The sequence below is a fragment of the Flavobacterium sp. PLA-DH12 genome (genome assembly GCF_059511845.1).
In genome coordinates this window covers 663,299-677,537 of sequence record NZ_JCAMPD010000002.1, presented here as the reverse complement: position 1 = coordinate 677,537, position 14,239 = coordinate 663,299, and the positions used below count along the sequence as shown (strand labels likewise).

Annotated in this window: 9 protein-coding genes; 6 read left to right on the top strand and 3 right to left on the bottom strand. The window is 34.1% G+C overall.

Features of this window, described 5'->3' with window-relative positions:
- On the bottom strand, window positions 1-585 hold the full coding sequence (locus AC5ZCW_RS06080; protein WP_177211300.1) for an RNA polymerase sigma factor: 585 nt from the start codon (window positions 583-585) through the stop codon (window positions 1-3).
- Window positions 586-715: 130 nt separating this feature from the next.
- Between AC5ZCW_RS06080 and AC5ZCW_RS06075 the strand changes: the two genes are divergently transcribed.
- The 6 genes from AC5ZCW_RS06075 to AC5ZCW_RS06050 all read left to right on the top strand — a co-directional run bounded on the left by AC5ZCW_RS06075 (window position 716) and on the right by AC5ZCW_RS06050 (window position 9,422).
- The gene (locus AC5ZCW_RS06075; protein WP_343540475.1) at window positions 716-1,015 is read left to right on the top strand and encodes a hypothetical protein; all 300 of its coding nucleotides are present in this window, start codon (window positions 716-718) and stop codon (window positions 1,013-1,015) included.
- Between the two features lie 184 nt (window positions 1,016-1,199).
- Complete coding sequence (locus AC5ZCW_RS06070) at window positions 1,200-2,183, top strand: hypothetical protein (protein WP_496118500.1); 984 nt, start codon at window positions 1,200-1,202, stop codon at window positions 2,181-2,183.
- 112 nt (window positions 2,184-2,295) lie between these two features.
- Entirely contained in the window at window positions 2,296-4,248 is a 1,953-nt protein-coding gene (locus AC5ZCW_RS06065; protein ID WP_496118498.1) for a PKD domain-containing protein, read from the top strand.
- A gap of 113 nt (window positions 4,249-4,361) precedes the next feature.
- Window positions 4,362-6,989: a CHAT domain-containing protein gene (locus AC5ZCW_RS06060; protein ID WP_496118496.1), complete on the top strand. Its 2,628-nt coding sequence runs from the start codon at window positions 4,362-4,364 to the stop codon at window positions 6,987-6,989.
- Entirely contained in the window at window positions 6,949-7,386 is a 438-nt protein-coding gene (locus AC5ZCW_RS06055) for a retropepsin-like aspartic protease (RefSeq protein WP_177211305.1), read from the top strand. Before AC5ZCW_RS06060 ends, AC5ZCW_RS06055 begins: the two co-directional genes overlap by 41 nt.
- Before the next feature lie 53 nt (window positions 7,387-7,439).
- Window positions 7,440-9,422 (top strand): T9SS type A sorting domain-containing protein, encoded by a 1,983-nt coding sequence (locus tag AC5ZCW_RS06050; protein ID WP_496118494.1) that lies wholly within the window; start codon window positions 7,440-7,442, stop codon window positions 9,420-9,422.
- A 70-nt stretch (window positions 9,423-9,492) separates the two neighbouring features.
- Here AC5ZCW_RS06050 and AC5ZCW_RS06045 read toward each other — a convergent pair whose 3' ends face one another.
- On the bottom strand, window positions 9,493-10,752 hold the full coding sequence (locus tag AC5ZCW_RS06045; protein WP_343540481.1) for a TCR/Tet family MFS transporter: 1,260 nt from the start codon (window positions 10,750-10,752) through the stop codon (window positions 9,493-9,495).
- Between the two features lie 274 nt (window positions 10,753-11,026).
- Window positions 11,027-14,203, bottom strand: a complete 3,177-nt coding sequence (locus AC5ZCW_RS06040; RefSeq protein ID WP_343540482.1) for an efflux RND transporter permease subunit — start codon at window positions 14,201-14,203, stop codon at window positions 11,027-11,029.
- Window positions 14,204-14,239 lie beyond the last annotated feature (36 nt).

Here is a 14,239-nt window from a genome sequence, read left to right as displayed (position 1 = left end):
TTAATTGTTTTTTAAAGAGTTAAAATTTTTCGCTTCTTGAATCCACTGCGTCAGCTGGCCCACGCATAAAGATTTCTTTTTACGCACATAACCATAAGTCACATTGAGTTTCTCGGCCACTTCTTCCATTGATTTTAAAGAAAAACTAAGTTTCAAAACTTCTTGGCATTTCTCTCCTAGTTTCTGAAACATAGTTTCGAAAAGTTTCTGTTTTTCATCAAATTCTTCGGCTTGTGCAACCAATTCGTGAGCAGATTCATTGATAGATACTACATTCTCATAAATTGTTACCCCTTTATTAGCAGAATTTTTCAATTCGTTTAGCCATCGTCTTTTGCACAATAAGAAAAAATAAGCATCAAAAGGACAGGTTAAAAAAAGTTTACCAGCTTTCGCCTGATTAAAAAGCAGAATCATGATTTCCTGAACTACATCCTGCGCCTGATCTTTATCTCCAGAGTTATTGGTGATAAACTGCACGACTTTGGGCGCAAATTTTTTATATATCATCTCGATAATCACTGAATCGTTTGCAGCAAGTCCGTCGATATATTTTTGATCAGGATGAATTTTATTTTGATCCATAAAAAGACATTTTACAGCTAATTTAAAAAAAAGAATCCTAAAAACTTTTAAAATAAGAGGTAACAATAATACAATCAATTGTATATAACGAAACAAAAGTCTTTTAAAAACCTTTAAAAAATTAAAAGAAATGGAAAGTTATCAGTTTATAGACGAAAAAAATCTAGATCGGTTTTACGAAATAATCGCCGCCAAAACACGCAATGGTTTTGTAATTACAGAACAAAATGAGAAACTGCCTTATGTGGTTTTGTCTAAAGAAAAGAAAACCATAAATCATGCTTTTCATTTATTTCTTAGCATCATCACTTTCGGTTTTTGGGCCATTGTCTGGATTTATCTTATTCTGAAATTCTCTCGCAAAAAAAACATTTTGGTTGCCATAGACGAAGACGGAAATCTATTTGAAGACAAATGCATTTCTGCTTAAAACAAAAAAGATGGGTAACAAATTTTATACTCCCTTGATATAGCGATATACAAGCCTCTTAAAAATATTTTTAGAAAAGAAGGGTAACAAAATCAAACCCGAATTGATTTAACTAAAAATTAATTAACCAAATCTGAAAATCCTCTGAAAAGATTCAGAACAGATTTATAAAAAACTAGAAATTATGAAAACAAATTTTAAAAAAATCGGACTTTTAATACTAGCTATGACAGCGTTTGCAAGTTGTGACAATACTGACGGAGACGATATTAAACTTTCTCCACCAACTTCGGCAGCATTTAAAAGCATTAGCGAAAAAGGAGTAAAAAGAAACACGCAAAATTTTACTATGACCGCAGGAAATGGTGTTGTCACTTTAACTTCGGCTAAAGGTGTAAAACTTAACATTAATGGAGACTGTTTAACCAAAAATGGAAATCCAGTAACGGGACAAGTCGACATCGAGTACATTGAACTTTTTGACAAAGGAAATATGCTGGTAACCAACAAACCAACTATGGGAATTACAGCAGACGGAAAGAAAAATCTTTTGATTTCTGGAGGAGAATTCTTCATCAAAGCAACTCAGGGGGGAGTCGAATTACAAACTTCATGTAGCATGAACATGATTGTTCCGACTACATTAACAAATGGTTTTGATAATTTAATGACTTTATGGACTGGAGTTATTGATGAAGATGGCGAATTGGCTTGGAGAGAAGCAAAAGCAAATGCTGACGGAACCGGCGGAAAAGGTGGCGTACAAGGCGAAGGAAACAATTATTATGTAACTTTTGGAAACTTTGGATGGACAAACGTAGACCGTTTTTACAGCGATCCAAGACCAAAAACAACTCTTTTGGTAGATGTTCCAGATGGATACAATAATACAAACAGTGCTGTTTATCTTTCTTATGATGGAGAAGGCACAAATGCTCTTGCTAAGTTGGATACGTTTACCACTGAAGGTTTATTTAGCGAGCATTATGGGCAAATTCCGATCGGATTAGCTTGCCACATCATTTTTGCTACTGAAGATAATGGTAACTGGCGTTATGCGATAAAAGGAGTGACAATTTCTGCTAATGCGGTTTACGAATTTAATTTATCCGAAACAACAGTCGGTACCGAAGCTCAACTTATTGCAGCAATTAATGCCATACAGTAGCTTACAAATGCTTTTTTTGAGAAAAAGTGGTGATTTGCTCATCACTTTTTTTTACATTTAATCTTGTTTGAGATTTCATTCAGAAATTTTTAAACCTCAAAACTATCTAGTTATGAAACCACAACTGTCTATTTTCTTTATTTTATTTTCTATTCTCTCAATAGGACAAACCAAAGTGAAAGACACCATAACCCGAAGAGCCAATATAGGTTTTATCCAAAACGGAAATCAGGTTTCTTTTAAACCCGAAACACCGCCTTTGATTCCGATTGCAGGTGCGCCAAAACCATGTTATTCTTATTTATGGGAATTGGGAGACGGTCATTACAGTAAAGAAGCCGAACCTAAACATGTTTATAAAAACAAGGGCACTTACACCACAAGACTTGCTGTAACCAATAATTACGATAACGGAAAACCTCCAGCAACTCGCCCTAAAAAAGTGGCCGTAAACGACATTACAGATACGAATTATAAAGACATTGCTTCTATTGCCGATCAGAATGGTTTTGCGATTATTAAAAACTGTGATCCTATTCCAGAACAGGAAATGGTAGTCGTTGTGAGTTATCAAAATCTGGAGAATTATGTTTCTAGCGGAAAGCTTTATTTGTTTTATAATGAAAAGCAATTTAAACACAATAATTTCGAGTTAAGCGATTTTAGAACTTATGCGGGCGAACGTGAAGTAAAAGAAAACTTGGTCGCTGCGGCTGATGATTTAAATGATTCGAATAATTTTCTGGCTTCCGCCGAAGGGAATTCTAAAACCAAAAAATACCGAAATACCACAACCGAAGAAGATTTAGACGCTTCTCTTTTCGACGCCAATAAAACGTATCATAATGTTTCGATTTTAGAATTTGATGATGCGAATCCTGGAGAAACCCGAAATGTATTTTATACTTTCAAAACTACTCCCGAAATGATAAAGGATACCAGTGCAACTGTTACAATGCGAGGTATTTTTGTGCCGAATAGAAGTTATAAAAACCACAAAGTAAAAAATCTGGAAATGGAAATTGTGACTTCTCATGATCCAAACAAAATGGGTTCTAACGGAAGTTTTATGAATTACAGATTAGTGCGTTTTAAAAGAGTAAATTTTAAAACGCGTTTTCAGAATAATGGTGAAGGTCCTGCAAGGAAAATTCGTTTGGAAACCGATGTTCCAGAGATGTTCGACAAAAAAACTTTTCAGATTGAAAGCATGTATCCCGAATGTCCAATTTGCCCAAAAGGTGAAGAACCTACGATAAGCTGTTTGGATACGATTATCAAACAAAAACAAATTATTTTTACCTTCAAAAATATTTATCTGCCTGGAAGCGAACAGAAAAATGTACAGGAAAAAGATTCGACAAAAGGTTTTGTGAAATACTCTATGAAGTTTGGCGAAGATTTTCATAAAGTAAAAACCAAAAGCCGAACTGCTATTATTTTTGATAAAAATGAACCCATCATTACCAATTATGCCACTACCCGATTCTTGCCCGGAATTTCGATTGGCGCAAAAGCGGGTTATAATTTTTATCCCGATTTAGATAAATCGACCAGTTATTTTGTGGGCGCAACACTTTCGCCTTTTAAATCGTATCGCTTTTATTGGCAGGTAGAATGGGAAAATGCTTTAAACAAATACAATAGTGACGTAAATGTCTCCGAAGAGTTTACTACAAATGCCAACGTAACAAGGCAATTGGTGCGAACCACAACTGCAACCGAAAATAAAAATATCAATTGGGAAATTCCAGTTTTAATTCGCTACAACATCAATAATTATATCGGAGTTGGAGCAGGAATTCAGGCAAATGTCAACGTATATTCAGAACAAAATCAAACGATCACAGTCGATACTTACGAAGGCGATAAGGGAAATTCTTTAATCAGTTCGACAACAAATTCAAATACCATAAAAAATAATTTTACAGATGTTAAAGCAGGACTTTTATTTGATCTAACAGCTGGTTTTGCTAGAATCGGACCAAGTTTAGGTGCGCGTTATGTGATTAATTTTGAACAGAATTTTAATTATTTTCAGGTTTATGGAATTTGGAAGTTTTAAAAATTATACCACAGAGATGCACAAAGGTTACACAGAGAGACACAAAGTCTTTTTTTTTGCGAATCTCTGCGAAAAAATCTTTGTGCATCTCTGCGAAATAAAAAAAGCTTAATATGAACTTACATCACTTATATGGTTTTATTTTCTTTTTCCTGAGTCTAAATGTTTTAGGACAAAGTCAGGAAGATCAAATATATAATGCTGTGGATCGTTTTACCGCAAATCCTTCCGCGGAAGCGTTACAAAATTTAAGAAGTATTGAAACTGATTTTTGGAAAAGTGCCAAACCTAAAACCAAAGAAGAATTACTGGCAATTGTAATTTTAAATTGCAACAAAGCGTATTATGAAAATCAGTTTGGGCAGACTTTAGATGCTATAAAAAGCTATGAAAAAGCATGGATGATTTACCAGAAAAACAAATTAAAAAACTACGATATTACCGAATTCTGCCTGAAGCCTCTAGGTAATTTGTACACGATTTTAGGCGATTATAAAAATGCCGAAAATACTATTAAACAATATTATTTTATTGCCAACGAAGAAAAGAATGAAAAGCAGAAAATTGCGGCCATCCTTAATTTATCAAACGTTTATCAAAATTCAGGAAAAGGCCATGAGGCTATTAAAATAATTGAAAAAACGCTTCGTTCAGAAAAAATAACCTCTTCTCAAAAAGGGCTTTTATTAAACAATCTAGGCGCAAATTATCTTTTAAGAAATATTAATGAAGATTTTATTGAGGCTGAAAATGCTTTTTTGAGAGCGATTCCATTATTAAAAAAAGATAAGGCACTTTCAGAAAATTTATATAATACTTACATTAATCTTTATAAAATAAAACTCGACTTTAATTTAAAAGATGCTACTTTATATTTTGTAAAAGCACAAGCCATTTTTGAAAAATTACCTCAACAGGAACCTAGAAAAAAAGCACAATTTTATCTAGAAAAAGCCTTTCTATTATTGAAACAAAATAGTTTGGAAGAGGCACAAAATGAACTTACGACTGTTTATAAAACATTATTGCCAAATTATCAAAGCCAGAAAAATATCCTTCCTAATGAAAGTTCTCTTTATGCCGAAACTGTTTTACTCGATGCTTTAGATTTGCAGGCAGAACTTTATCTATCTCAAAATGAACCCAAAAATGCATTAAAAAGCTATGCTCTTTCTTTCTATATTGAAGAATTATTTCAGTCACTTCTAATCTACGAAGACTCTAAAATTATAACTCAAATTAGAAATCGAAACCGAACAGAAAAGTGTCTTGATATTTATAAATCTCTTTTTGACAGCGAAAAAAAACAAAGTTATATTGAAGATGCTTTTAAACTTGCAGAAAAGACAAAATCTGTAGTTTTAAAAGATCATTTGAAAAACGTTGAATTACTTTCTAGAGAAGAAAAATTGATTTTGCAGCAGATGCAAAACTGGAACACCATTATTTTGAAAGAACAGCAAAAACAAGATCTTGCAGATATTTCAAAAATAAATGAAGCCATCCAGAAACAGAATAAATTAATGTTGCTGCTAAAATCAAATGAAGAAAAAAATAACAAAAAAAATCAAACTTCGTTCGACTTGCAAAAGCTTTACGCCAAACTTGATAAAGATGATGCTGTACTGTACGAATATTTTATGGGTTATAAAGCAATTCATCTATTTGTCGTTCAAAACAACAAAATCCAATTAAAATCAATTTGTATTGGCCATATATGCAGTGAACCGATAATAAGATTTATAAGTTTTTTTGATAATCCTGAGAATATTGTCAGCAATGTTGGAAACTACCAAAAAACAGCATTTTTTACTCATAAAAAACTTCTTTTACCTCTAAAATCGGATTCTAAAAATCTCATTATTATTCCTGATGGGCTGTTGAACTTCTTACCTTTTGAAGCTTTAATAACAAAGGAATCTAAAACGAAAAATTTTGCCAAAATGCATTATTTATTGAATGATTTTGATATTTCGTATAATAATTCTGCCGAATTGTATTTGAATGCAAATACGCTTTCAAGTGGCAAAAAAAATATTCTAGGTCTTTTTCCCGTTTTCGGAAAAACCAATTACGAACTTCCTTTTTCAAAAAATGAATTGCAATCTATAAAACACAATTTTGACGGACAGTTTTTTGAAAATGAAAATGCCACTTTTTCAAACTTTAAAAATAATGTTACAGGAAAATCAATTATTCATCTGAGCACACATGCCTCTTCGGGAGATTTTGAAATTCCGGCAAGTATTAAATTTTACGATCAAGAAATCCTGTTTTCTGAATTATACAATTTACAGCTCAGTCCAGATTTGGTGGTTCTGAGCGCCTGCGAAACAGGAATTGGAAAACTCTATAAAGGCGAAGGCGCCATGAGCATTGCCAGAGGTTTTCAGTTTGCAGGAGCACAAAATCTATTATTTTCTCTTTGGAACGTAAACGATTATACTACTTCTGTTTTCATGGATTATTTTTATAAAGATCTTAAACATAATTCTTCTTTTGCACATGCAGCTGCAAATGCAAAAAGGAAGTTTTTGAAAGATGAAAATATTCCCAATGCAAAAAAGTCTCCTTATTACTGGAGTGCTTTTGTCTATTACGGCACTCTTGAAAAACCTGAAACGCAAACCAATTATATCTTCTATATCATTAGTTTTTTGGCTGTAATTGGCTTATTTTTGGGTTTCAATCATTACAGGAATGGAAAATCTTCACGAAATTCTCAAAAAAGAGAATTATAAAAAAATAAAATTCAAAATCACTAAAACACAGCATTTGCAGATAAAAGCCAAAATTAATGGCATTTCTGGCAATTTCATTTTAGATACAGGCGCATCCAACACTTGCGTGGGTTTTGAATCTATTGAGCGTTTTGAACTTTCTGCAAAAAACTCTAAAACAAAAGCTTCTGGAGCGGGAGGAACCGGAATGACAACGCAGATTTCGTCTCAAAATAAATTGCAGTTAGGGAGTTGGAAAAGCAAAAATTTTAGTATCGTAATTTTTGATCTTTCGCATGTTAATGAAGCTTTAGAATCTTTTAAAGCCAAAGCCGTTCATGGCATTATTGGCGCTGATGTTTTATTGGAGGGAAAAGCGATTATTGATTATTTTAACCATTATTTATATTTAAAGTAGTATAATTTGTTTTTTTGATATATTTGTTTCGCCATTTTAACAAATCTATCCTTATGAAAAAAACTCTACTTTGTTTTCTTTTTTTACTGCCTACTTTATTTTTTGCACAGATTAGCAAGCTTGAAGCCTGTCAAAATTATCCCGAATTTGATCTGACAACTAAAAATGCAGAGTTAATTGGAAATTTAAATCCTTTACAAACTATTGTAACCTACCATTTAAGTCTCGAAGATGCTAACAATAATGTAAATGCAATATCAAATCCCGTAAGATATAGTTCTGGTCCACGAACTATATATGCCAGAATAAATAATAATGGTACAATTAGCACTAACTTTTTTGAGCTAAGTTTCTTTGCACCTTATGAGATTCATTATGCTAAAACTAGTGTCACTTGTTTTCAGCCAAAATCACAAATTACGATAGTAGCAACTGGAGGCAAAGCTCCTTACTATTATTCTATAGATTATGGTATGAATTATGTATCTACGAATTATTTCTATTTAGATCCCGGAAACTACACTGTTTTGATTAGAGACAGCCAAAATTGCCAGCCTACCAATTATCCTTTACATATTGAAGTAGAAAATTTCGATTTAACTGCTACCGCAACGGTTACAGAAGGCGTTAAATGTGGTGATAAAGATATTGTTACAATTACAGGAACTGGAGGAACATCTGTTTATACTTACTCTTTTGACGGCATTAATTATTCCAATTCAAATACTTCAAGCGAATTAAAAGCGGGTGAGTATACTGTATATGTAAAAGATCAAAATGGCTGTATTGCCTCAACAAAAGTTACGGTCAATCAGTATAAATCTACTTTATCTTCGGTTTATATTATAACCAATCCTACTTGTAATAACAAAGGTTCAATTAAAATTGTTACCGAAGGCGGAAAACCGCCATATCAGTATTCTATAAACGGTGCTCCTTATATAGCTAGTCAAGCATCTAGCTATACTTTAGCCAACATAGAACCAGGCTCTTATTCTATAACAACAAGAGATGATGCAAACTGCACTAGTAATTTAATTTGTATCGTTAACGAATATCAGCCATTAGCGCTAGATGTCATCACAAAAGATGCAATTTGTCCTTACTCACCTGAAGGATCAATTCAAGTAAATGTAACAGGCGGTATTTTACCGTACAAATATTTACTTAGAAATGCTGCTGGCACTGCACTAACAAACCAACAATCGTCTAATATTTTTGAATATTTACGTGCCGGCGATTATACTGTTGATGTTACCGATGGTGCTAATTGCAGTATAAAAGCGTCGATGATTCATATTAGTCAGCCTTCTTCATTAGATGTAACAGTAAGTGTTGAAAATCAAACTGTAACGGTAAATGCTACTGGAGGAAATGGTAATTATTTATATCAGATGGATTTTTTTGATCGAAAATCTAATAATGTGTTTACAAACGTAAGCTATGGAAATCATGAAGTCATGGTCATTGATGAAAAAGGATGTACCACATCGCTTTATATAACGGTTAATCCGCCAGCACCTTTAATAGATGGCAAAAAAGAAATGGTCTTAGAATTCAAATCTGGACAAACTTTGGGTGATCTTATTATTGAAGGTCAAAACATTAAATGGTACAGTAGACCAGGAACTTCTCCAACCGGAAAAACAAGTAAAGTTGCTATAGAACCCTCTTTACCATTGTCTACAGTTTTGGTTGATGGTGTAACGTATTATGCCTCGCAAACAATAAACGGAATCGAGAGTAAAGAACGTCTTGCTGTAACAGCCAAACTAAATGGCTCGCTTTCTACTCCAGATTTTGATTTGACTGACTTTCAGTTTTACCCTAATCCTGTGAAACATATTTTAACGATTAAAAACAAATCAATAATTGAAGACATTCAGATTTTCTCTGTTTCAGGACAATCTGTTTTATCAAAAAAAATAAATAAAACAAATTCTGAAATCGATTTGTCAAATCTTGTTAAAGGGTTGTATATTTTAAAAATAAAATCTGACGGAAAAGAAAAAGCTTTGAAATTTATTAAAGAATAAAACTTCTCTACAAAAAAGCCTTCATAATTTAAATATGAAGGCTTTTTTTATTTTAAAACATTTCTGTTTATTATTCCATTTCTGTTTTCGGAACTGCATGTTTTTTCAATGAAAAATAAGCAACAACTGTACTCAATAACATTAAAACTCCTCCTAAAATAAAAGGTGCTCCTGCAAATTTAAACGGCGCATCATCATGTGTGAAGAAATAAAATGTATTGGCCATCATTGGTGGACCAATAATCGAAGAAGCACTCATTAAACTGGTCAAAGTTCCTTGAATTTCTCCTTGCTCGCTTGGTTCAACTTTACTGGCTACAACAGATTGCAATGCTGGTCCTGCGATTCCGCCAAGGCAATACGGAATTAGAAAGACAAACATCATCCAGCTTTCTGTTGCAAAAGCAAACAATAGCATTCCGATGGTATATAAAGCTAAACCAATGTAAATGCTTTTCTCATTTCCTATTTTCGGATTGATGTATCGAACTAATCCTCCTTGTACCACTCCGACCAATAAACCAATTATCCCTAATGAAATTCCGATCATTCTTTCGTCCCAATTGAATTGATAAATGGTGAAGAAACTCCAGTTGCTTTGCACAGCATGCGAGCCAACATACAGAAGAAATATTGCGACAATTAAACCAATTAAAGTTGGGTGTTTTCTTAATCCTAAAATAGCTCCAATTGGGTTGGCACGTTTCCAATCAAAAGGTCTGCGGTTTTCTTTTTTAAGCGATTCCGGCAGAATAAAAAATCCGTAAAGGAAATTCAGCATACATAAAACTGCTGCGGCATAAAAAGGCACTCTTGATCCATATTGTCCTAAAAGTCCACCAATAACTGGTCCGATGATAAAACCTAATCCGAAAGCTGCACCTACTAACCCAAAGTTTTTAGCTCTGTTTTCAGGCGTACTAACATCGGCAATATAAGCTGAAGCGGTTGTAATACTGGCACCGGTAACTCCAGCGATAATTCTTCCGATGAAAAGCCAGATAATTGTTGGCGAAAATGCTAATAAAAGGTAATCTAAAGAAAAACCGAAAAGGGAAATCAAGATAATTGGCCTTCTTCCAAATTTATCACTCAAATTTCCAATAACGGGAGCAAATACAAACTGAGTTATCGCATACGCGAAAGTCAACCAGCCGCCAATTTTTGCGGCTTCACTAATGTCTCCGTGAATCAATTCTTCGATTAATTTTGGTATTACAGGAATAATAATTCCCCATCCTGTAATATCTATTAACATGGTTATAAAAATAAAACCAATAGCTGCTGACTTGTCTTTTTGTAGCATAGTTGTTTTTGTAAGGTGATGCAAATAAACAGATTTTTCGATTAACAATAAAAAAATCCTAAATCCCAATTTGGAAAACTTAGCATTGAATTATAAAACTTATATTTTTTTTCCCGCAGATTCAAAAAGGATTTAAGCAGATAAATGCAGATTTTTAATCTGATCTGCTAAAATCTGCGTGAAATAATTTTAAAGAATCAATAAAAAAATCCCAAATTCCAATTTAAAGGAACTTGGGATTTTTCATTGTGAAATTCCGAATTCGGGCTCGGAATTTCACTATCAAAAATTAAAACTATTAATGGGTATGTTTCGGATTAAAACCGTCTTCACTTAATTCAGTATGCACATAATCGGCATGCATTTCAGCTTCGTAGTCGATTTTTTCTCCTTTAGAGAACTTACGGATAATTTTCTCCATAATATCATAGATTACAGGAACCACAATCAGCGTTAGGAATAACGAAGAAATCAAACCTCCGATGATTACCCATGCCAATCCGTTTTTCCACTCTGCTCCAGCTCCAGATGCTAATGCAATTGGGAACATACCAAACACCATCGCAATTGTCGTCATCAAGATCGGACGTAAACGAGCGTGGTTTGCTTGGATTAGAGCATTTCTAATTGATTCTCCGGCTGCTCTTCGCTGATTCGTATAATCGACAAGCATGATCGCATTTTTACACACCAGACCAATCAACATGATTACCCCTAAGATCGTAAAGATATTTAAGGTATTGTTTGTTAATGCCAATGCAAATAAAACTCCAATAAACGAAAGTGGAATTGCAAACAATACGACAAACGGGTGAACGAAACTGTCATATAACCCAACCATTACAAGATAAACCAAAATAATAGCGGCCAATAATGCGATTCCTAAAGTACCAAATCCTTCTGATTGATTCTCTTGGTCACCACCCCAGATGTAATTAACTCCTGTAGGTTTTTGCAATTTATCTAATTTCGCCTGCCATTGCTGAACAATTGTTCCTGCTGGCACCCCAACGTTCTGACCTTGTACGGTTACAGAAGCTGTTTTATCTCTACGTTCTAATTTACTTGGTCCAGAACCTTCAGTAATTGTAGCAAATTGGTTTAATTTAATTTGCTGACCTGCATTGTTGATGAAAATTAAGTTACTAACGTCTGTGATATTTTTTCTATCAAATTCGTTGTATTTAATGTTGATGTCATATTCGTATTCACCAGCTCTAAATTTACCATCTGTATTACCACTATAAGCAGTTTGCATAGTTAAACCGACTGTTTGAAGTGTTAATCCTAAGGCGGCCATTTTATCTCTATCAACCTGAACGTTGATCTCAGGGTTTCCGTCTTCAACTGTTAATTTAATCTCAGTTGTTCCAGGAATTGTACGTAATTCAGCTTCAGCCATTTTAGCAAATTTCATTGCACTTTCTACGTTCGGACCTGTTACAATCAAACCTAAAGTTGCATCCTCAGCAGTACCTAAGATACCTACTGGAACTGTTTTTACTTTTGCTCCAACTAAAACTTTTTCTAGTTTACGTTTTACTTTTGCAGCGTATACGTTGGCGTCATCTGTACGATCTTTTTGATCAATCATTTTAACGTCAATCTCTGCTTTGTATGCAGTTGCCTGAGCAGCTCCTAAACCTTCACTGGTTTGACCAACTGTTGTAATCTGGCTGAAAACATATTTCTCTCCTTTTAAGAAAGCTTCTGCTTTTTGCGTCATAAAGTTAGTTTGCTCTAACGAAGCATCTTTTGGCATCTCAATCTGTACTAAGAACTCACCACTATCAGATGATGCGAAGAACTCTCCTCCAATATATCCACCTCCCATTAACCAGAAGATCGTTCCAAAAAACATTACTACAACTGCAACTATTGTTTTGATATAGTGATCTAAACACCAGTTAAGCAAGTTTGATACCCAGTTTGTAAAACGAGTCAAATAGCTTTCGAAACCAAGGATAATTTTTCCGAAAAGGTTTTTACCTTCAATATGCTCTAGTTTTCCAAAACGAGAAGATAACCATGGAATAATTGTAAACGAAGCCAATAACGAGAACATTGTAGAGATAATTACCGTAACACAGAACTGTGTAATAATGTTTGATACTAATCCCGTACTCATTGCAATTGGCAAGAACACCACCACAATTACTAATGTAATCGAAGTTACGGTTGCCCCAATTTCGGCAGTTCCGTCATAAGCCGCACGAATTCGGCTTTTACCCATCTCCATATGTCGGTAAATATTCTCCAGTACCACAATCGCGTCATCCACAAGAATACCTACAACAAGAGATAAACCAAGTAAAGACATTAAGTTAAGTGTATAACCTAATAAATAAATTCCGATAAACGTTGCAATCAAAGATGCAGGAATAGAGACCATTACGATCAACGAGTTTCTAATACTGTGCAAGAAGAACAACATTACAAATGCTACCAGAATAACCGCAATTAACAAGTCATGTACAACAGAATCTGCTGCTTCAAGAGTAAAGACTGTACTGTCTTTTGCAACCTCTAATTTCAATTGAGCCGATTTGTAATCGCTCTCTAAAGTTTTAATTGTCTTAATCAATTGCTCACTTACCGCAACGGCATTGGCATCTGATTGTTTTACAATTTGAAGTACAATTGCACTTTTTTGATCTACACGTGCAATTTTCTCTGCAATTTTTTGTGTATCCTGAACGTCGGCGATATCTCCTAAACGAATTTGAATTCCGTTTTGAGAAGAAACTACTAAGTTTCTTAATTCGTCAACATTTTTATATTTACCCGCTAAACGGATTAAGATTTTTTGGTTACGAGTCTGGATGTTACCTGTAGGGAAATCCAAGTTTGAACTCAAGATAGTCTGCTGTACTTGTGGAACTGAAAGTCCGTAACCTTGCATTTTTACTGCATCAAGGTTTACCTGAATTTCACGCTCTTGACCACCAATAATGTTTACCTGAGCTACCCCTTGTACACGAGATAAAACTGGCGCAATCTTTTTATCGATCAAATCGTAGAAAGCTGCTTCGTCCATTTTTCCATTCGCACCAAGCGTCATAATTGGTAAATCACTCAAAGAGAATTTAGTCAATGACGGAGGATCTGCATCATCTGGAAGATCACTTAAAATCGCATTAATTTTACGCTGTGCATCATTCATCGAAATATCAACATTCGCATTTGAAGTCAACGTAATTGACACAATCGAAAGACTCTCATAAGATTTCGAATCAATTTTCTTAATATTTTCCAGAGATGCAATCGCATCCTCGATTTTCTTTGTTACTGTATTTTCAACCTCACTCGGAGAAGCTCCAGGATATACAGTTGAAACCGTAATAACGTTGGTTTCGAATTTTGGGATCAGCTCGTAGCCTAATTGGCTGTAACTGAACAATCCACCTAGTGTCAGAATTGTAAACAATACAATTACCAACGACGGACGTTTTATGGATATTTCGGCTAATTTCATATATTTTGTTTTAGGCTGTAGGCTATACGCTGTAGG

Bases quoted from the DNA above. Each gene is read 5' to 3' on its own strand.
- AC5ZCW_RS06055 (WP_177211305.1), top strand. From the start codon at position 6,949: ATGGAAAATCTTCACGAAATTCTCAAAAAAGAGAATTATAAAAAAATA.
- AC5ZCW_RS06065 (WP_496118498.1), top strand. From the start codon at position 2,296: ATGAAACCACAACTGTCTATTTTCTTTATTTTATTTTCTATTCTCTCA.
- AC5ZCW_RS06075 (WP_343540475.1), top strand. From the start codon at position 716: ATGGAAAGTTATCAGTTTATAGACGAAAAAAATCTAGATCGGTTTTAC.
- AC5ZCW_RS06080 (WP_177211300.1), bottom strand. From the start codon at position 585: ATGGATCAAAATAAAATTCATCCTGATCAAAAATATATCGACGGACTT.
- AC5ZCW_RS06040 (WP_343540482.1), bottom strand. From the start codon at position 14,203: ATGAAATTAGCCGAAATATCCATAAAACGTCCGTCGTTGGTAATTGTA.
- AC5ZCW_RS06070 (WP_496118500.1), top strand. From the start codon at position 1,200: ATGAAAACAAATTTTAAAAAAATCGGACTTTTAATACTAGCTATGACA.
- AC5ZCW_RS06060 (WP_496118496.1), top strand. From the start codon at position 4,362: ATGAACTTACATCACTTATATGGTTTTATTTTCTTTTTCCTGAGTCTA.
- AC5ZCW_RS06050 (WP_496118494.1), top strand. From the start codon at position 7,440: ATGAAAAAAACTCTACTTTGTTTTCTTTTTTTACTGCCTACTTTATTT.